Genomic DNA, 21103 nt, shown 5'->3' on the forward strand with positions numbered 1-21103 from the left:
ACCAGAATAAGGAAAGAACACAATTTATGAAAACTTTCCCTTTCAAGAAGGCATTGTAAAATCCCATGTTGAATACATAAGGAGAACAAGAAGAAAAGGAGAATGAGTATGCTGACAAGAACCTTCCCGGTAATGGAAACAGAAAGATTCCGTTTACGTCAGATGCAAGAAGGGGATGCCCCTTGTGTATTTCATTATTTCTCAAAAGATGAAGTCACCCGATATTATGATCTGGAATCATTTCAAGAGGAAAAGCAGGCCGTTGACATCATCAACAAATGGAACGAGAGGTTTCACGTAAATGAAGGAATCAGATGGGGGATTGCTTTAAAAGAATCCAATGAAATCATCGGAAGCTGCGGTTTTCATCAATGGGAAAAAGAGCACTTTAAAGCAGAAGTGGGGTTTGAAGTTCATCCTGCTTATTGGAGACAAGGGGTTATCACAGAAGTGTTGAAACCTATCCTCCGATACGGATTTGAAGAAATGGACCTTAATCGAATAGAAGCGTTTTATGATCCGGAAAATATCGCTTCAAAAAGAAGTCTTGAGAAGGCTGGTTTTACGTTTGAAGGTGTATTGAGAAAAGCGGCATTTGAAAAAGGTGTCTTCTGCGATGCGGCTGTCTGCTCTCTTTTAAAAGAAGAATTCTAACCACAAATTTAAGACGCTGCTTATGCCTATACCACATAAACAGCGCCTTAACTTAAGTAAACCTTATTCAATTAACTTTCCTATCCTTTCTTACTAATACACATACGTAGCATTCATTTAATTCATTTTAAATTAATGGTCTTGCATGTATTATTTAGTTTATTTTATCTTGCCGCTGATTTTCCCACACGCCCACATGTTACGAAGATAGTTTTCACGGGCTATCCTCTTGCGTATCATGATGTTAGCATGCTTCGCTTACACTCTTCATTGGAATCATCTCCTGAAATAAGATTGCGCATTCCCACATATCCACACATCATGAAATCAGTTTTCACGGGCCGATTTCAAAATCCAGATGTGATGCTGACATGTTTTGCTAACTCACTTCATTGGAATCACGCCTTCCTTTAAAGATGTTGTTTGTAAATCATTTATTAATTATATATTAACAAATTATAAAATTAATGCAAATGTTCAGAATAATCAATATAATGCGATTTGGGCTGATTTTTGAATTGAAATTGGTGGTTATCTTACTTTATCTCATTTTTTCTTGTTTTTTGAAAATCATTTTTATTAGCTATAAAACATTACGTGGTCCGTTCCTTTCCGCTGCAGGTGCTCGCTTTCCGCGGGGCGTGAGTTGAGCCTCCTCGGGCTAAAGCCCTGTGGGGTCTCAACTTTCACGCATTTCCCGCAGGAGTCGAGCACCTTCCGCTCCAATCCACTCTGTGCTTGTTCATTATTTGTCACTATAAAAAAATGAATAGATCAAGCCCAAAAACATTCTATTTAAGAAGAGCATATAACTCTTCTCCTGGTCAATTAAATCCATGAATTGTGAAAAAACAGTTGTTAATCTAATCTTCTATTAAGGTAATTCATTTCTAAATCCATTTCCCTGTTCACAAGTAGTTCCATTTCTTCAAGATGCCGTGTTTCTACGACGGGGTCGAGGTGGGACCAGTGGATTTTGTTGACGAAGTAGTAGTTTCTGATTTTCCTGAGGATGACCAAGGAATGGGGGAAGTGGTCAAATTCTGCTTTTATGCTGTTGAAGCGGGTAAAGCCCCATTTTGTCAGTTTCATCATTCATCACCTAATGTTCTATTACCATTTCTATTCGTTCCTAATCATCAGAGAGCATACTGAATTTAAACAAACGTTTGTTTAGTGATTCAAAATGTGTATTTTACTAGGGTTCAAGGCATTAAACAACTGTTTAACAGAATTTACATATCCCATGACGTCCTAAGATTGTCATTGCCATTCCCGAAGGGGTCTTGTTATGATGAGAAGGTTATGAATCGTAAAGAAAAGCTAGGAGAATGAGCTTTGAATAAAGTATTGACCAACTATTCTATTTACCCATATGAGTCAGAAAAGAAGGAAATCCCGATCGCGTCACTCCATAAGGGAGAGACTTCGAAGCAACTGATATCCTTCCATGATGAGGATGTTTTTTTCTTTCGGACGATGGAAGAGGCGGGCATCCACCTGAATGCTTCGCAGATTGAAGCGGTCCGTCATGTCGATGGTCCGTGCCTGACCCTTGCCGGTGCGGGTACGGGGAAGACGACGGTCCTTGTCTGCCGTGCAGGTTACTTGATGACGGTGAAGAATATTCAACCAAGGAATATTCTGCTTGTGACATTCACGAAGAAAGCGTCGGAAGAAATGAAGCAGCGGATCGCGAGGCTACCGGGTACTGAACATGGTGGACAGGTACATGCCAGCACGTTTCATGCCTTGTTCCTTTATTTATTGAGATCCCGCCATTATACACAGGAAGTCATTGGGAATGAGCGCTATAAACAGATTATTTTAAAGCAGATCCAGAGGGAAATGAATATTTATGACCCCTATGACGCAGAGACGCTCCTCGCCAAACTCTCTCATTATAAGTTAAATCAGAAAGATATCAGAGAGCTCCCTGAAAAATCTAAGTCAGAAAAAGAAGTGCGCAGCATTCTTTTAAAATATGAAGAGTGGAAACGTATGAATCACAAAATGGACTTCGATGATATTTTGACCGAGGCGTATCAACTATTATTGGGAAATCCGAATCTGTTGACGTCTCTTCAGCACCGTTTCCAATACGTAATGGTGGATGAGTTTCAGGATACGAATCTAGTTCAATACGAGCTTATCAAATTAATTGCCGCTCATCGCAATCTGTTCGTGGTAGGGGATGATGATCAAACGATCTATACCTTTAATGGAGCACGAAATGAATTTATTTTGGACTTTGATGAAGAATTTCCGGATGCAAAAGTCGTGACCCTGAAAGAAAACTATCGATCCGATGCCTATATCATCGGGCTCGGGAATGAAGTGATCGGGAAGAATGATCATCGGCGGAAAAAAGAGCTGATCGCCACTAAAGTGGAGGGACATAAGCCTCTTTATTCAAGACCCGCAACGGCAGATGAAGAAGCGGTCTGGATTACCGAGGAGATTCAAAGATTAATAGGGGAAGGCTATGGTTATGGGGACATAACGATTCTCCACCGTACCATGAGCAGCGGGCGTGCTGTGTTCGAGCAGCTTCTCTTAAAGGAAATTCCCTTCACGCCCTATAATCAGAAAGATTCCCTTTTCTATGAAAACTGGACGGTGAAACCGGTGGTTGATTACTTACGGTTATCGATTGTTCCAAGAAATTTCTCAGCCATGGAATCGGTCCTGCCCACCCTTTTCATCCGGAGAGACCGGGGGATGGCGCATATTCTGGAAGAGGAACAGAAAGAGAGAAAGAAGTATCCGCTCATTCACTTAACGACTTTACCAGGACTCAAGCCGTTTCAGGTGAAAAATATAAAAGAACGGATGAAATTTCTGAAGGGAATTGGAGATCAGTCACCGGAAACCGCGATTAAGCGTATCCGAAAGGAATTCTACCATCAATACATTGATGCCCAGGAATCACATGTGGTGACAGAGCAGAAAGAACTGATCAAAGAGATGCTGGATGAGCTGGAAGGCTCTGCGAAACGGTTTGATACCATCTCAAGTTTCATTACCTTCATAGATGATATGAAAGCAAAGTATGAGGAGATTTATTCGAATCAAAGAGGGAGCAAGGACACGAACAGCGTTTCCCTTATGACCATTCACCGATCAAAGGGTCTGGAGTTTCCCGTTGTGTTTCTGATCGGGGCCATCGAAGGGAATCTTCCTCACAGTTCTGCCCTCAATGCCAATAAGCTAGAAGATAAGGTGTACAAAGATCCGAATCAAAAGGAGAAGGCAACGGGAGCTGTGGAGGAAGAAAGGCGGTTGGCCTATGTGGCCATCACCAGGGCAAAAGAGAAATTATTTATTTCTTCTCCGGCCTATTACCAAGGGGAACAGCGGAAGTGTTCCCGGTTTATTGCAGATTTGTTCAGGCAGACTCCGCATGCTGAACAGCCGAATACGGATCAAAAGGCAAGAAGGGGAAAGGTGAGTAAGATTCTGGCATGGGTTTGTACGAGCCCCAAATGCATTGCATGGCAGAGGCCCGAAACCCATGAGGATACCGATTCCAAGGTTTGTCCCCTTTGTTCGGGTCCGATGAAGCTCGGTGAAAAGGAAATTACGGAATAAAAACAGCCCCGGTGTCCTGGAAAGACAGGATACCGGGGCTGTTTGCGGTTTATCGGCCGTTATACGGATATATCGACCTTTAGAGAAAAATATCAACCTTTAAACGGATTTATCAACCGTTCTTTCATTTTATCAACCGAAGTTTCAGGATATCGACCGTTCTACAAAATCAACATTTTCTGCACACATGTTCATCAAAAAGCTATAACATCATTGTGAAAAATGATCATCATGTGAATCAATCTTCTTTGCATCATTTGAATCCAAAGCCTGTCTTAAGAAATAAATCAGGATACTCATGATCATGCCCAGCATCACGATCAAGCCAATCGTTATCGTAATTCCCATCAGATGATGCCCTCCTTTTTTATCTAGCTATCGTCAAAATGTCATCATTTTAAACGTCTAGTATTAGTCTATGAAAAAGGAGGGGAGATATATTCGGCCTGAAGGACAAAATAATTCAATGAAAATTCTTGTTAAGTGCGTCGATCAATCAAAACGGCGCGAACCGGTGAGCCGTCCCCTTCTTGTAGGGGAAGGGGGAGAGCCACCAGTTCGTAAACCCCTGGATCTACATGGGAAAGATCGATCCCTTCCAAAATCCCGATATCATGTTCCCGGAGAGAATGGTGGGCGACTAATTCCTTGCTATCCAAAGGATCGACAGAAGGAAGGTCCACACCGATCAAATTAATGCCCTTTTCTTTCAAAAAAGCGGGCAGCTCTTTATGAACAGGAGGAATATTCTCAGGGAATTTGCCTGAAAGCTTCCATGCGTTGGTCTTGAATAGAACCTTATCTACACCAGTAAAATCAATCCCCATTACATGTTCAGGACTGATTTCCAGAGTTCCCTCTACCGATACCACGATTGCCCGTCCCATGAATCGCTCAAGGGGTATGTCGAGTATCCGTTTCCCGTCACTGTCAAAGTGGAAAGGAGCATCAACATGGGTGCCGGTGTGTGAGCTCATCGTCAGCTGCCCGACATTGACGGATCCTGTTTCCTCCTTCGTCCAGTTCAATGAGAAGGTAAAGGGAGTGTCTCCCGGCCAGATCGGTGTATCATTCTTAAGGGGTCTGGAAATATCAATGATCTTCAAGTGGTTTCATCCTTTCTATCAGATATTAGGCAACAACATTCCGCGTGTTTTCAAACTGCTTATATTCTTCATTTTCCATGATGTTCTTCAGGATTTGAATGGTCTCCCAGACATCTTCGTAGGAAGAATAAAGAGCCACTGGAGCCAATCGGATCACATTTGGTGAACGAAAGTCAGGTGTTACCTTGTTTGCTTTCAAGGCTTTGCAGATTCTTGCGGCTTCTTCATGCTTTAAGCTGATATGCCCGCCTCGGCGGTCGTCATCAAGTGGATTGCAGACGGTGAAACCATGACCAGAAAGTTCCTGGTTGATGAGGTCCATCATGAATCTTGTAAGGGAAAGGGACTTTCTTCTCAGATTCTCGATCCCTGCTTCCTCGAATAGCTCAAGGGAGCCGAGTAACGGTGCGCTGCTTAATATATGCGGAGTGCCAATTTGATAAGCTCCGGCAGAGTCAGCGTGAAGGAGCGTATGATCCATATCGAACTGCTTATCCTTACGGGAACTGAACCAGCCTGATAGACCAGGCTTTTTCCCTCTATGCCTGTTGTGAACGAATAGTCCACCTACACCACCCGGGCCGCTATTTAAGTATTTGTAATTGCACCAAACCGCAAAGTCTACCCCATCCTCGTGTAATTGGTGGGGAAGGGCGCCGATGGAATGGGCCAGGTCGAATCCAATCACAATACCACGTTTATGTGCTTCGTCCGTCAATTGTTTGATATTCAATAGCTGACCGCTTCGATAAAGAACAGAAGGTAATAGGATAAGGGCGATATCGTCTGTCATGTTCGCGATGATATCTTCTTCTCGTAATGTGTATCCGTCCGTGCTCTTTACTTGTATCAAATGTTCGTCTGGGGAGTAGCCTTTCAGCTCAAGCTGACTTTGAATCGCGTATATATCGGACGGGAATGTCAATTCATCCGCCAGGATCTTTGTACGTTTTTCACCAGGCTGATAGAAAGTGGCCAGTAATTGATGAAGATTCGTCGTAATGGAACCTGTGACGATGACTTCCTCTTTTTCTGCTCCGATTAAAGGGGCAGTCATCTCTCCAAGTTTCTCAGAATAATAGAACCATGGCTCCTGTCCGTCCATCCATCCATCGATTCCGTGTTCCTTCCAATCTTGCAGGGACGTCAGCAGTGAATTCTCCGCCCGTTTCGATAATAAGCCTAAAGAATTCCCATCCATATAATAGTGATCTTCTTTTATGTAAAATTCATTGCGGAAATGAGCCAGTGAGTCTTGTTTATCCCATTCCTTAGCATGTGCCAGTGTTAATTCTTCTGTATGTTTCATCCCAATCCCCCTTGTACAGTCTTACCAAAATCATAATCGAAATGATTTGAATAGTAAAATAATTATTTCGATTCACAAAAGAAAGTTATTTATTATTGAATAAATTATTCATAAATGTATAAATAATCAAAAAAGTCTGGTATAAATGGATTAATATAATAATTTTCACGAATATTATTCATTTTTGAATAATCTCGTGAGGATTGAAGGGGAGACTGTCGGTGACTGAATCGAAAAAAATCTGGAATGAAAATGAAGCTATTCTTCATTCGTTGCAGGATGATATTTTAGTAACAAATACAGATGGAATCATTTTGAAAGTCAGTGAGGCAACCGGTGAGATCTATAATGTGAAATCGGAGGATATGGTGGGGAAATCCGTCTATGATCTTGAGAAGGAAGGAATCTTCACTCCCTTATTAACACCCATCGTGTTAAAGGAAAAGAAAAAAATCACCCTTGTGCAAACGAGTAAGGAAGGTAAGAAACTACTGGTTACAGGAATCCCTGTCTTTCATGAAGATGGGGAACTTGTGCGGGTCGTAAGCTATTCACACGACGTCACGGAATTATTGAATATGAAAAAATACTTAGAGGATATGGAAGACGAGATGGAAAGGGTAAAGAGTGAACTTGAAATTCTCAGGAGCCGCCATCATTATTCAGAAGGAATCATCGCGACCAGTGATGAGATGAAAAGAGTATTGCAGGTTGCCCTCCAGGTATCGGAAGTGGATGTGAACGTTTTGTTGTTAGGGGAATCCGGTGTCGGTAAGTCCCATATCGCCAAATTCATTCATAACAAAAGTCAAAGAAACGGCGGGCCGTTCATCGAAGTCAATTGCGGGGCTATTCCAGAATCCTTATTTGAAGCAGAATTTTTCGGGTATGAGCCCGGATCGTTTACTGGAGCAGATCGTAAGGGGAAGGTAGGATTAGCTGAATTGGCAGAAGGTGGGACGCTTTTTCTTGATGAAATCGGGGAACTTTCACCATCAAATCAAGTGAAAATTCTAAAGTTCATTCAAGAGAAACAGTTTTATCGGGTGGGTGGAACGAAGCAAAGGAAAGTGGATTTTCGTGTCTTGGCTGCGACGAACAGGGACTTGGAGATGGCGGTAGAGAAGAGGGAGTTCAGGCAGGATTTGTTCTTTCGGTTAAATGTAGTGCCCATTACGATCCCGCCTCTAAGGGAGCGGACATCGGATATCATTACGATGATCGATTACTTTGTGAGTTATTTTTGTGACAAATATCAGCGTCAGAGAACCATGGATGAAGGAGTGATCCATCAGCTGCTGATTCAAGAATGGAAAGGGAATGTCAGGGAATTAATGAACTTGATCGAGAGATTGATTGTGACTTCTTCCAATCAGTTAATCGAAATGGAAAACCTTCCGGGACGATATATAAAACATATTGGTGACCTGTCGGAGCTTGGTCATGACGGGCAATCGTTGAAAGATATTCTTGAAGCGGTTGAGGAACAGGTGCTGAAGAAAGCGAGGGACAAGCATAAGACCACAACTCAGATGTCCCATAGTCTTGGTATCAGTCAACCTTCTGTAGTCAGAAAACTCAAAAAGTACAAAATAAAATAAAAATTGGCATGATACTTGCAAGTAAGTAGGTGAATAGAATCAAAATCGGAAGAAGGAGGAGCGGGGTCTGAATTTGAACGTCCAAGATCGAGAATTACATTTCAAAGGGGTGTTTAGCAATGGAAGTTGGAAAACAAAATGTCAGTGAGTTACAAAATCAGTCCGGTCGATCGGTAAAGGAAGCGATGAAGTTTATCCTTCCTTCCTTACTAGGGGTATTGTTGTTTTTGATTCCTATCACCTATGAAGGAAACATGACCATTGGGGTCGGGATATTTGCCTCTTATTTTCAAGGGATGCTCGAAGATATATTGCCATTATTCATGACCATCATCTTTGGCCTATCAGCTCTGATGGCCATTTATACGAAAGTGTTCAATCCCCAGTGGGTTATTAAACAATCATTCTTGAAAGGACTTTTTGATGTAGGATATTTTTGGATCGCCATCCGCGTCATCGGGACTGTTTTTGCAGTGATGACCGTTAATGGAATCGGTCCGGAATGGATCATATCCGACTTTACAGGTGGGACGGTTTTGTATTCGTTAGTTCCTGTCTTGACCACGTGGTTCTTGTTTGCAGGTTTATTAATGCCCCTCCTCCTGGATTTTGGACTGATGGATTTCTTCGGAACGCTACTTCAGAAAATCATGAAGCCCTTATTCCAGCTGCCGGGAAGATCGTCCATCGATGCCCTTGCTTCCTGGATGGGGAGTGGGACGGTAGGCGTTCTGATTACCACAAAACAATTTGAAGAAGGATATTACACCAAGCGTGAAGCCGCTGTGATTGCAACGAACTTCTCGGTTGCTTCCATCGCATTCAGTCTCGTGATTGTCAGTTTTATCGGTTTGGAATCAATGTTTGTCCAATTATACGGGACGGTCGTGATTGCAGGAATTGCTGCCGCAGTGATCTGCCCACGGATCCCGCCGCTTTCCCGAAAGAAAGACACCTATTATGAACCGGTCGGCATGCAAATTTCTGAAACGGTCCCTGAAAACGTATCTCGTCTTCAATGGGGATTCGAAAAAGCCGTAGAAAAGGCATCTGAAGTGAAAAGTGTAGGGGAAGTGACGAAAAAAGGACTGCAAAATGTATTGGATATCTGGTTCGGTCTCATTCCACTCGTCATGGCACTGGGGACACTGGCTTTAGTCGTCGCAGAATATACACCGGTGTTCGATGTATTGGCCTATCCGGTCGTACCATTCCTTGAGCTCCTTCAAATACCACAGGCAACAGATGCAGCACCTGCGATGATCGTCGGATTTGCTGATATGTTCCTGCCGGCGGTGGTTGGAAGTGGGATTGAGAGTGAGTTAACGAGATTTGTGATTGCTGCTATGTCTCTGACTCAATTAATCTACATGTCTGAGATCGGGATCCTTTTGATTAAATCCAAGATTCCCATTAGCTTTTTAGATCTGTTCATCATCTTTATCCAACGTACGATCATTACATTGCCGATCGTAGCGTTATTGGCGCACTTTTTCTTTATGTAGGACCTCGAAGATTTATACAAAAAGGATATGGGGGTTACAGAAATGGAACGAACGTTTGAACAGCTTATTGAGCGCATGCCGGATCGCCTAGCACCGAGTATGGCTAAAGACCATCCAAATTTACCGGTCGTGAAAGAAGAAGGATGTTATTACTATGGACTGGACGGAAAGAAGTACCTTGATTTCACTTCGGGGATTGCCGTGACGAATGTGGGGCATCGTCATCCGAAAATCGTGCAGGCCATCAAAGATGCAGCAGACGGGCTGATGCACGGTCCGTCAGGTGTCATCATGTATGAATCGATTCTTCGCCTGGCAGATGAACTGGCAGAGATACTTCCGGGTGACCTGGATAGTTTCTTCTTTGCCAACAGCGGAACGGAAGCGATCGAGGGGGCGATCAAGCTGGCTAAATATGTGAAGAAGCGCCCATATGTAGTTTCCTTTACTGGATGTTTTCATGGACGCTCCCTTGGTGCCTTAAGTGTCACAACTTCCAAGAGTAAGTATCGAAAGTTTATGCAGCCACCAGGATTAACGTATCAAATTCCTTATGCGAACGAACGGGAGTGCCCAGAGGGAGAGGATCCAGGCTCATATGTTGTCAGCAAGCTCGAAAAGGATTTTGAAACGCTTTTTAATCATCAGGTAACTCCTGAAGAAGTGGCATGTGTCATTTTGGAACCCGTACTTGGGGAAGGGGGGTATATCGTCCCTCCGAAGGCCTGGCTTAAAAAAGTGAGAGAAATTTGTGATCGCCACGATATTTTATTGATTTTTGATGAAGTGCAAACGGGGTTCGGGCGTACAGGAAATTGGTTTGCCGCGCAAACCTTTGATGTGACACCTGATATTATGGCGATTGCCAAAGGAATTGCTTCTGGACTTCCTCTGAGCGCGACGGTAGCATCCAATAAATTGATGAGGCAGTGGCCCCTTGGAAGTCATGGGACGACGTTCGGTGGAAACCCGATCGCTTGCTCTGTTGGTCTTGCTACCTTAGAAGTCATGAAAGAGGAACACCTTTTGGATAATACGAAGACGATGGGGGCCTATGCCGTTTCAAAGCTTGAAAAATTGCAGGAGAAACATTCTGTGATCGGAAGTATCAGGGCGGTAGGACTGATGATCGGGATTGAAATCGTTCATCCCCAATCGGGTAAACCGAATCAGGAAGGATTAATGGACATCCTCGATCGGGCATTGGAAAAAGGGGTCTTATTTTACCTATGTGGAAACCACTCTGAAGTGATCCGCATGATTCCTCCCCTTAGCGTGACAAAAGAACAAATCGATGAGGGACTGCGCATGTTAGATGAGGCACTTAGTGAATATGAGGCTACGTTGATGAGTCATTTCGATTAAAAGCAAAGGCTATCTTTGTAAACTATGTTGCTTTTGAAAAAGAGAGTAGTTGCGGATTTCCGCACAAGATGATCGCTTTCAGCGTGTCGTGAGCCATAGTCTTTTTGAGAGCTATGTGGGGTCTCTAACTTTCCAAGATGATGATAAACTCTTTTATTACCATGTCATTATGGATGGCTCTGTCACAAAAAACTTTTTAGATGGTGAGGGGAACTGCGTAGACTCCTACGGAAAACGGACGTGCCGAGACCCCGGAAGCGAAGTATGCTGAGGAGGCTCGGCCGAACGTCCGTGGAAAGCGAAGCGGTTCCCCTCACCATTCAGCACACACTCTTTGACAGAGCTTTCGAAACAGCCAAAGCAAAAGGCCGGACTCAAGTACAAAAACGTACCTGATTCCGGCCTTTTTATGATGATATTATGCCGTTTGCTGTAATTGAGCATCATTTTTGTTAGAAGTCATGAGAGTCACGACAATCAACACAATGATGGCTAACGGAACCGCAATGACGACACTGTTTAATTCAAACGGCTTCTGAAGGACAATCTCCCACACCAATGTGGAAATCACCCCGGCTACCATTGAAGAAACTCCTCCGGCAGCATTCACGCGTTTCCAGAAGAAAACGGCCAATACGGCAGGAGTAATGCCGGCGCCATATACAGTGTAGGCGTACATTTGGACATCCAACACACTTGGGAAGTAATTTATGATGATGAATGCTAAAGCACCGAGTACAACAATGAACATTTTGGTAATCTTCAATTGTTTATCATCAGAAGCATTTGGATTGATATACTTTCCGTAAATATCATAGGTCAGATTCGTAGCAGCAGACAGTAAATAAGAATTTCCTGTCGTAATGATAAAGGAAGCTGCTGCTGCCAGAAGGATTCCTCCGATTCCGATCGGCATTGCGATCGTTGTTGCCATTAACGCCATTCCTGGATCGATATCCGGGAATAAAGAACGGGATGCAAAGGCAATTAGAGAAATGGCAGGAGAAATGATGATCATGGCAATAAGCCAACCAATTTGTCCTTTTCTTGATGAAGAATCTCCTTTAGATGAAGCGAGCCTTTGATACATGTTCTGATCGCCCAATAACAAGAAAAGAGAAGGCAGTAAATAACCGATCAATTGGATGATGGATAAGTTTCCTGTTGCTGACATATGGGATGCAGGTACATTTTTAACAATTTCATCCCATCCTCCGGCAATGAAGAAAATGGTTGGAACGGTAATGATCAATCCACCGACCATTAGAAAACCACTTAGTGCATCTGTTTGAGATACAGAACGTAAGCCACCGATCATCGCTAGGAAAATGATCAGGACAGCACCAATGGTTGTACCAAGTCCAACAGACATGCCTGTTGTTAGATTAAGGATGAAACCGAAACCTTTCATCTGATAAGAAACGATTCCAACATAAGCTAAGATAATGATGATACTTGATAGATTTCGTGCAGTTGAACCATACTTCTCTTCGAGGATGGCTGAAACCGTATATTTACTGAATGCACGAATTTTAGGCGCTACAAGGTAAAGGATTCCGATCCCTACAAGGGTTGGGATCATGAGCATTAACGAAGGGATAATCCCGAAGCTGTAGGCTACAGACGTTTCTCCTCCTGATATACTTCCACTTCCAGTCCACGTTGCCAGTAATGTCCCCATTAAAACAAAGGGACCTAAACTTTTTCCAGCGAGAATAAAGTCATTGCTGCTGGATACTTTCTTGGACATATACGTACCAATCCCAATCATGAGTACGGCATAAATCCCTATAAACCATAATAAATGCGGGTTTTGTTGTAATTCCATAAAACGATCATCTCCTGAACAGTATTTGTTCACGCGAGAGAACGTTGATTCATTTCTTAATCACAATATAATCACCGGTGAAAAGATAAACACATTTTAGCCTGGATGAGGTAGAAAGGGTCTACCTGCCCATAAAACCATTGAAAAAAATTTAGAGGTAGTTAGAGGCTTTGAAAATGTCTTTCGTTGTGATGTTTTTCATGAATGCTTGTCTCACGTAAAAACATTTCTCCTTAACCTTAGCACATATTCTTTTCGATAAAAAATGCATAAAAAGCCTGATTTAATCAGATTTTTGGCTGGAAATGACACGAAGGGAAAAATTGGGATGAAGGCTAAGGCTATACAGGACAATTGGTAGGGAAATAGAAAAAATTATTCGAAATTTACAACAAATAGAGGTCTTTTGAAAAGGTAAAATGAAACTTTATTCCTATTTAATTTTGCTGAATATAAGTAAAAAGAATCATGTGTTTTGGAGGGGATATGATAAAAGGTCGATCAGTTGTTCACTGATCGACCCTTTAGAGTCTTTTAACCGAAATGGCTTTACGCATTTTTCTGAGGGCATCCTGTCCCTCCATTTCCCGCCTCATCATGAGATTCACATATAGAGCATCAATTAATGTCAATTGAGCAATACGGGAAGATAGTGCTTCTGAACGGTAGTCGGTTTCCTCCGATACAGTGAAAAGGGACGTATCGACTCTCTGACTCAAGGGTGATTTGGCAAAGTTGGTGATGCAGATGGTCTTTGCGCCGGTTTCTTTCACGATATCAAGGACCTGTAAGATGTCCTTCGTCGAACCGGAATGTGAAATGAACACAGCACAATCTTCATCCGTCATCTGAGAAGCGGTCATAAGCTGAATATGACTGTCGCTCGCTGCGTGCACCCGTAAGCCGGTCCGGATGAACTTATGATAGGCGTCAAGTGCGATGACCCCGGACCCGCCACTTCCGAAAAACTCGATGGAGCGGGAGTTGCTCATGATGTCCACGGCTTTCAACAGTTTTTTCTCATCTACCACCATCAATGTGTCTTCAATGGTTTTGATATTGGATCGGAATACTTTTGTGGCAATGGTTTGTGCCGAATCGCCTTCATCGATCCGCTCATGAATGTCCTTAAGACCTGTCACAATTTCAGAGGCAAGGGCAATTTTCATCGCCTGATATCCTTTAAAGCCGATTCGTTTACAGAAACGGAAGACAGTAGAGTCGGCAACTCCTAAATCTTCGGCCAGTCCATTGATGGTTGAATGAATGATTTCGGTCGGGTTTTCAAGAATATAGTCGGCAATTTTTTTCTCCGTCACACTGAACTGGGGATAGTGGGAACGGATGCTAGCTAAACAATGTTGATGTTGACTCATTAGACACCACTCCTGTAAGGGTTTTCATAATTACATTATACAAGATTTAAATAAAAATAAAAATAATTTCTGTAAACGGTTGCAAAAAGAAAAATATTTTTTATAATAGAGATAGTTAGAAAATAATTTTCCTGGTAGTTTTGTTCATTCGAAAAAAGCTCTCTTACTAAATTGAGAGAGTGGTAGTTACATAAAGTGTTTTGGAAACGCTTTACGATTCTGTCAGGATCATATGTTATAAAAAAATTGGCAGCGGGGCTGTCGTGACGAAAGAAAGGTAGGGATACACAATGTCAGATCAAATGCTTATTTTAGTGGCACTGGCCGGAATTTTTCTTCTATTATTTTTAGTAATTAAAACAAAGCTTCACGCTTTTGTTGCCCTATTATTAGTGAGTTTAATTGTAGGGATCGCCGCTGGAATGCCTTTGCAGGAAGTCGTTGCTTCGATACAAAGCGGAATGGGCGGGACCCTCGGGTTTGTCGCTGTCGTTGTTGGTTTAGGTGCGATGTTCGGTCGTATGCTTGAAGTATCAGGGGGGGCGGAACGCCTCGCTCAAACACTGATTAACAAATTCGGGGAAGATAAGGCCCAATGGTCACTTGGGATCACAGGTTTCCTGGTAGCCATTCCCGTATTCTTTGATGTAGGGTTTATCATTCTTGTACCAATCGTATATGGATTGGCACGTAAAACTGGAAAGTCACTGCTATACTATGGAATTCCATTACTTGCAGGTCTTGCCGTTACACACAGTTTCATCCCGCCGACTCCAGGACCGATTGCGGTTGCGGACTTAATCGGTGCAGACCTTGGATGGGTGATCCTGTTTGGTGCGATTGCAGGGGTTCCATCCATGATCATTGCAGGCCCACTCTTTGCGAAATGGATTTCAAAACGAATTCATGCAGTTGTGCCTGATTATATGCAGGCTGAAGAAATGGAATACGATAAAGAGCTGCCGAGTTTCGCTCTGATTGCTTCACTTATCTCGATTCCATTAGTATTGATCTTATTGAATACGCTTTCGGGTGTTATGTTAGATGAAGGAAACATCGTTCGCTCAATCTTGACGTTCTTGGGACATCCTTTCGTAGCGTTAACGATTGCAACGTTACTGACATTCATCTTCTTGGGAACAAAGCGTGGCTATTCGCGCCAGGATGTTCAGGATATTGCAACGAAGGCACTTGAGCCAGCTGGAATCATCATTCTTGTAACCGGTGCCGGCGGAGTATTCAAACAAGTCTTGATCGACTCTGGTGTAGGGGAAGTACTTGGTGAGATGATGGCCGGTTCAAGTCTGCCTCCGATCGCCCTTGCATTCTTGATTGCCATGGTCGTTCGTGTGGCTCAAGGTTCCGCGACCGTATCAATGGTTACAGCAGCAGGATTGATGAGCCCACTGATTGAAACGCTTGGTATGCAAGGTCCTGTCCTTGGTTTAATGGTTATCGCCATCGCATCAGGAGCAACGGTCTTCTCCCATGTGAATGACAGTGGATTCTGGTTAGTGAACCGTTACTTTGGATTAGACGTCAAAGATACGTTAAAATCTTGGACAGTGATGGAAACACTCATTGGATTTGTAGGATTCGGAGTAGCGTTCATTTTAGGGATATTCATTGGCTAAAATAGGATAGAATAATAGTAGAAGAGGGAAGAGCCATGTCGCTTCTTCCTTTTCTCTATTTATTTAGGAGGAAAGAAGATGTCAGAATTCATGATTGGTGTCGATATCGGGACCACAAGTACAAAAGCGGTACTATTCAATAAAGAAGGAAAAGCGATCGAGCGTCACGGGATCGAATATCCATTACATACACCAACGCCGGCGACGGCTGAACAGGATCCTGAAGAAATTTTTCAGGCTGTCATTAAGTGCATCAAGGAAGTGGCTTCAAGTACAAAAGAAACGATTGCGTTTGTGTCGTTCAGCTCTGCCATGCACAGTTTGATCCTTGTGGATGAGAAGGATCAGCCTTTGACCCCTTCCATTACATGGGCGGATAACCGAAGTGCTGCTTGGGCTGAGAAAATAAAGAAAGAAATGAACGGGATGGAGATTTATCGTAGAACCGGCACACCGATTCACCCGATGTCTCCCCTTGTGAAGCTTGCCTGGCTGAAGGATGAAAAACCGGAATTGTTCGGGAAAGCCGCAAAATTCATCTCGATCAAAGAATTTGTTTTCAAGCGTCTATTCGGAAAATATGTAGTGGATTATTCAATTGCCTCGGCAACCGGGATGTTCCATCTGGAAAATCTGGCATGGGATGAAGAAGCCATGAGAGTGGCGGGTGTATCAAAGGATCAGCTTTCGATTCCGGTTTCCACAACGGAAAGCCTGGTCGGATTAAAATCTGAATACACGGAAATGCTGGGCTTGCCAGCCGAAACGCCATTTGTTGTAGGTGCAAGTGACGGGGTTCTATCGAATCTTGGCGTAAATGCCATCGAACCTGGTGTAGTGGCTGTGACGATCGGAACGAGTGGGGCGATCCGTGCCGTCACCGACCGGCCTGTGACAGATCCGAAAGGCCGTATATTCTGCTATGCCTTGACGGAAAAGCATTGGGTGATCGGAGGACCTGTTAACAATGGAGGAATGATCTTCAGATGGGTCCGTGACGAACTCGCTTCAGGAGAAGTCGAAGTGGCAAAGCGATTAGGGAAGGATCCTTATGAAGTGCTCACGGATATTGCAGCTAAAGTGGAGGCCGGATCAGAGGGACTCCTGTTCCATCCGTATATGGCTGGGGAACGAGCTCCTTTATGGAACGCTAAAGCACGCGGCTCTTTCTTCGGACTGGGGATGCATCATAAAAAAGAGCATATGATCCGTGCGGTCTTAGAAGGAATTGTCATGAATCTTTACAGTGTTCTCCTTGCCCTCGAGGAACTGATCGGGACACCGAAACGGGTACAGGCTACCGGTGGATTCGCCCGTTCTGAACTGTGGCGACAAATGCTCTCCGACGTGTTCGATCAAGAAGTGGAAGTACCCGAGAGCTTCGAAAGTTCATGCCTTGGAGCCATCGTGCTCGGTATGTACGGCAGCGGAATGATCGACTCATTAGAGGCAGTTAGTGAAATGGTGGGCTCTGTTCATTCCCATCAGCCTGATCCGAAAGCGACAGAAGCTTACACCAGGCTGATGCCGATCTTCATCCGGGTTCCACGCTTGTTAGAGGAAGAATACGAAGCCATCAGTGCTTACCAGGAAGGAAGCTGACTCGATTGAGTCGGCTTTTTTTCTGGAAGTACGCCCGAAAGGAATCACTTAGCCAAAACATGTCCTTTTCATGTATAATAGAAACGAATATACCTTTTATTATCAGAGATTATCTATAGATAAATGTGAAAGAGAGTGAAACGAAAATGGGACGTAAATGGAATAATATTAAAGAAAAGAAAGCGTCTAAGGATGCAAATACAAGTCGTATATATGCAAAGTTCGGTCGCGAGATTTATGTGGCTGCGAAGCAGGGAGAGCCGGATCCTGAACTGAATCAGACGTTGAAGTTCGTTCTTGAGCGTGCGAAAACATACAGTGTACCGAAGCATATCGTGGACCGTGCCATTGAGAAGGCAAAGGGCGGTTCAGAAGAGAACTATGACGAATTACGCTATGAAGGCTTCGGACCGAATGGCTCCATGGTCATTGTGGATGCCCTGACAAATAACGTCAATCGTACAGCTTCAGAAGTACGTGCAGCATTCGGTAAGAATGGCGGAAACATGGGTGTGAGTGGATCGGTTGCCTACATGTTCGATGCGACAGCCGTGATCGGAATCGAAGGGAAATCCGAAGAAGAAGTCATGGAAATCCTGATGGAAGCAGACGTGGACGCGCGTGATATCATCGAAGAAGAGGATTCCGTGATCGTATATGCAGAGCCGGATCAATTCCACGCAGTTCAGGAAGCATTCAAAGGTGCCGGTATCACTGACTTTACAGTTGCTGAGCTAACGATGCTTGCTCAGAATGATGTTGAACTTTCTAGTGACGATCAAGCTCAATTCGAGAAAATGATTGATGCGATTGAAGACCTGGAGGATGTTCAACAGGTTTATCATAATGTCGATTTAGGTGAATAAACGTTGATGAAGCCCCTTGCGCTTAGTGCGCCAAGGGGCTTTCTTTATGAATGACGTAAGAAACTTCAGATAATCTCAATTAAAGTGGTAAAACTACTGATATCCATTTTAATAGAGGTGATCCAATGAAGAAAATGACGTTAAGATTTATGGTGGTAATGGTCTTCCTATACACGGGGTTCTACTCAATCGGATATGCCCATCCTGATCAGGATGGTGCCAAAGTCGACGTAAGCGATGTGACGTATATTCAGTCGGAAACGGTACCTGATCCAAAGTTAGAGGAAGCATTTAGTAAAGCTTTAAACTTGAAACGCGGTGAAGATCATGTCCAATATTATTATAATCATGTCGATTTGAATGATGATCAACAACCGGAAACATTTGTATATGTAGTTGGCTTCCCGGTGTGTGGAAGCGGGGGATGCAGCGGGGCGCTATTCACAAAGGAGAACAATGAGTATAAACTCATGACGGTATTCTCATTGGTCAGGAGTCCTATTATCATTCAAAACGAAAAAACAAACGGATGGAAAAATATCATCATGTATGTTTCCGGTGGAGGGATAAAAGGAGGCTATAAACAATTACTTTTCAATGGCAAAACCTATCCGTCCAATCCGTCGGTTCAACCGGATGTCCAACCAGGGAAGATCAGCGGACTGGGCATCATTAACGATGATATCTCAAAGAAAGAAGGCATTTCTTTTTAGTATTAATAAAAGGTTCTTTTTGCAAAGACTGTTGCTTTTGACTAAGCTAGTGGTGGTTGATTTCCGCTCCAGGTGCTCGCTTACCGCGGGGCTTGAGTTGAGCCTCCTCCGCATTTCATACCTTCCGCTACAATCAGCGGACAAAATTGAATTCTTTACCAGTGTTAAAAATAGTACTTTCTAATATAAAATTGTTTCTTGTTTCTGTTGATAAAGTAATCATTTCTCAACTGTCTTTATTTAGCTCTGTCACTTGAAGCTGGTTAAAAGGGTGAGGGGAACTGCGTAGACTCCTGCGGAAAACGGGCGTGCCGAGACCCCGGAAGCGAATTGTGCTGAGGAGGCTCGGCAGTACGTCCGCGGAAAGCGAAGTAGTTCCCCTCACCCTGTAGCACCTGCTTGTTGACAGAGCATGGAGATCAAAGTTTATAAAAATAGCATCAATTTTTACGAAAAGAGCCATATGAAAAAACAGGGCATATTCCTAAAAATGGGAGTATGCCTTTTACAATTACATGATGAATAAAAAATGTCGGGGAAGGTCGTATAAACACTTTATTTGTCGAATAGACTGAAAATTCAGCATAATACTTCATTCTCTCAGGGGGCTTTGTTATGCTAAAGATGAAATCTGAATAAATACGTGAAAGAGGGAGAGGAAAATATGGGACTAGATCAACTTGAATTGCAGCAAGCAAAACAAAATGTGAAGGATAAAACCAAACCCTATTTAACGGCACTGATTGGTTGGAGTCTGCCGGCCATCGAAGCGTGTGCAAAGTTAGAAAGGCCATTTGTCGTTGTTGGCCCGCCTGATTTTGAGGCTTATGCAGAAAAGCATGATATTGCTTTTGTCGGCTGGGATTTCGATCGGTTGAACGAAGGTTCAGATCATCTTTACAAACAGCTGAAGGCACTTGGTGCTGAAGTCGCCATTCCACTATATGAAGAATGTGTGGAATGGGCAGGGGCATTGAACTCCCGTTTTCGCAATGAGCCGCGCATCTTTAACCGTTCGCTCCTTTTAAGGGATAAAGGGATGATGAAGCGTAAAGCTCAAATTGCGGGAATCAAAGTAGGTGTATTTGAAGAAGCAAGGGATAAAGAGGATGTAAGGAGATTTTTGAAGCGTGTGAATGAAGCCCTCTTGAAAGTGGAAGGGGATAAGAACGACCCCATTCACGTCAAGCCTCTTGATAAAGCCGGTTCCGTCGGTCACCGGGCCATTGAAAATCCAGAAGATATCGATGCTCTCACTGAATCTGAATTCCCTCTCCTGATGGAAAGTCATCTTGATGGTCAGGAATTCTCGTGCGAAGCATTCATTCATAAAGGAAAGATCCAATTTTTAAATATAACGGAGTACGTACGATTGGGCTATTCCAATTTCGTACCGGCTTCTCCGACCCTTGAAGAAAAGCGTCCGATCATCCGTGAGGCTATTCAGCAGCTCATCGATGCATTCGAAATTGAATACGGTGTGATTCACCCTGAATATTTCATCACCTCTGATGGGACGCTTCATTTTGGTGAGGTCGCAGCCAGAGTACCGGGCGGACATATTTTTGATCTGATTGAGCGAGCCTACGGATTCAGTGCGTATCAAGCCCAGATCCTTTGCGGTGATCCAAATACGACAGAAGAAGAACTTAGAGAGTTCTTCCCATCGACAGGTGAGAAAGCAAAGGCTCATGCAGGCTGCCTGATGGTCCATCCTCATGTGAATTATGTGGAGAAGCTGGAGGTACCGGATGAACTGGAGAATCATCCATATTTCGAAAAGCATGATATGTTCAGTCCGGCTCAGGGGAAAGTCGCTCAGCGGATCGGTTTTGGGAATCATTACGGGACGATTTTCTTTTATGGGGAAGACAGTGAAGTTATGAGGGGTTTGTTAAAAGAATACGAACAATTTAATTTTTATATTTAAAGAACGATGATGATATCAGTCAT

At 43.4% G+C, this 21103-nt stretch carries 16 protein-coding genes; 10 read left to right on the forward strand and 6 right to left on the reverse strand.

Going from position 1 to position 21103, the window contains the following annotated elements; all coding sequences use genetic code 11:
• Positions 1 to 108 precede the first annotated feature (108 nt).
• Positions 109 to 654 carry a GNAT family N-acetyltransferase gene (locus tag LCL96_RS13435; RefSeq protein ID WP_224941961.1) on the forward strand — a complete coding sequence of 182 codons (546 nt, stop codon included), beginning with the start codon at positions 109 to 111 and terminating at the stop codon, positions 652 to 654.
• An 858-nt stretch (positions 655 to 1512) separates the two neighbouring features.
• Here the strand turns inward: LCL96_RS13435 and LCL96_RS13440 are convergent.
• The gene (locus tag LCL96_RS13440; protein ID WP_224941962.1) at positions 1513 to 1749 is read right to left on the reverse strand and encodes a hypothetical protein; all 237 of its coding nucleotides are present in this window, start codon (positions 1747 to 1749) and stop codon (positions 1513 to 1515) included.
• 243 nt (positions 1750 to 1992) lie between these two features.
• On the opposite strand from LCL96_RS13440, the gene LCL96_RS13445 reads away from it, so the two are divergent.
• A complete protein-coding gene (locus LCL96_RS13445; protein WP_224941963.1) occupies positions 1993 to 4245 on the forward strand; it encodes a UvrD-helicase domain-containing protein in 2253 nt (750 codons plus the stop codon).
• A gap of 210 nt (positions 4246 to 4455) precedes the next feature.
• Here the strand turns inward: LCL96_RS13445 and LCL96_RS13450 are convergent, their stop codons facing one another.
• The 3 genes from LCL96_RS13450 to kynU form a co-directional block, all read right to left on the reverse strand.
• Positions 4456 to 4593, reverse strand: a complete 138-nt coding sequence (locus tag LCL96_RS13450) for a hypothetical protein (protein WP_224941964.1) — start codon at positions 4591 to 4593, stop codon at positions 4456 to 4458.
• A 131-nt stretch (positions 4594 to 4724) separates the two neighbouring features.
• A complete protein-coding gene (gene kynB, locus LCL96_RS13455; protein ID WP_224941965.1) occupies positions 4725 to 5351 on the reverse strand; it encodes an arylformamidase in 627 nt (208 codons plus the stop codon).
• Positions 5352 to 5376: 25 nt separating this feature from the next.
• Positions 5377 to 6660 (reverse strand): kynureninase, encoded by a 1284-nt coding sequence (kynU, locus tag LCL96_RS13460; protein ID WP_224941966.1) that lies wholly within the window; start codon positions 6658 to 6660, stop codon positions 5377 to 5379.
• 221 nt (positions 6661 to 6881) lie between these two features.
• On the opposite strand from kynU, the gene LCL96_RS13465 reads away from it, so the two are divergent.
• From LCL96_RS13465 to LCL96_RS13475, 3 genes are all read left to right on the forward strand, one after another.
• Positions 6882 to 8261 (forward strand): sigma-54 interaction domain-containing protein, encoded by a 1380-nt coding sequence (locus tag LCL96_RS13465; protein ID WP_224941967.1) that lies wholly within the window; start codon positions 6882 to 6884, stop codon positions 8259 to 8261.
• 119 nt (positions 8262 to 8380) lie between these two features.
• Entirely contained in the window at positions 8381 to 9766 is a 1386-nt protein-coding gene (locus tag LCL96_RS13470; protein WP_224941968.1) for a YjiH family protein, read from the forward strand.
• Positions 9767 to 9808: 42 nt separating this feature from the next.
• Complete coding sequence (locus tag LCL96_RS13475) at positions 9809 to 11131, forward strand: aspartate aminotransferase family protein (protein ID WP_224941969.1); 1323 nt, start codon at positions 9809 to 9811, stop codon at positions 11129 to 11131.
• A gap of 418 nt (positions 11132 to 11549) precedes the next feature.
• Here the strand turns inward: LCL96_RS13475 and LCL96_RS13480 are convergent, their stop codons facing one another.
• Both LCL96_RS13480 and LCL96_RS13485 read right to left on the reverse strand, forming a co-directional pair.
• Positions 11550 to 12959 (reverse strand): sodium:solute symporter family protein, encoded by a 1410-nt coding sequence (locus LCL96_RS13480; protein WP_224941970.1) that lies wholly within the window; start codon positions 12957 to 12959, stop codon positions 11550 to 11552.
• 524 nt (positions 12960 to 13483) lie between these two features.
• Positions 13484 to 14335, reverse strand: a complete 852-nt coding sequence (locus LCL96_RS13485) for a MurR/RpiR family transcriptional regulator (RefSeq protein WP_224941971.1) — start codon at positions 14333 to 14335, stop codon at positions 13484 to 13486.
• Between the two features lie 290 nt (positions 14336 to 14625).
• On the opposite strand from LCL96_RS13485, the gene LCL96_RS13490 reads away from it, so the two are divergent.
• The 5 genes from LCL96_RS13490 (at position 14626) to LCL96_RS13510 (ending at position 21080) form a co-directional block, all read left to right on the forward strand.
• Positions 14626 to 15969 (forward strand): GntP family permease, encoded by a 1344-nt coding sequence (locus LCL96_RS13490; protein ID WP_224941972.1) that lies wholly within the window; start codon positions 14626 to 14628, stop codon positions 15967 to 15969.
• Positions 15970 to 16059: 90 nt separating this feature from the next.
• A complete protein-coding gene (gene gntK / locus LCL96_RS13495; RefSeq protein ID WP_224943441.1) occupies positions 16060 to 17571 on the forward strand; it encodes a gluconokinase in 1512 nt (503 codons plus the stop codon).
• A gap of 146 nt (positions 17572 to 17717) precedes the next feature.
• Complete coding sequence (locus LCL96_RS13500; RefSeq protein ID WP_224941973.1) at positions 17718 to 18437, forward strand: YebC/PmpR family DNA-binding transcriptional regulator; 720 nt, start codon at positions 17718 to 17720, stop codon at positions 18435 to 18437.
• A gap of 125 nt (positions 18438 to 18562) precedes the next feature.
• On the forward strand, positions 18563 to 19150 hold the full coding sequence (locus LCL96_RS13505; protein WP_224941974.1) for a hypothetical protein: 588 nt from the start codon (positions 18563 to 18565) through the stop codon (positions 19148 to 19150).
• A 664-nt stretch (positions 19151 to 19814) separates the two neighbouring features.
• The gene (locus LCL96_RS13510; protein ID WP_224941975.1) at positions 19815 to 21080 is read left to right on the forward strand and encodes an ATP-grasp domain-containing protein; all 1266 of its coding nucleotides are present in this window, start codon (positions 19815 to 19817) and stop codon (positions 21078 to 21080) included.
• The last annotated feature ends 23 nt before the right edge of the window (positions 21081 to 21103 follow it).

This window comes from Rossellomorea aquimaris, assembly GCF_020172085.1.
Classification (GTDB): Bacteria; Bacillota; Bacilli; order Bacillales; family Bacillaceae_B; genus Rossellomorea; species Rossellomorea aquimaris_E.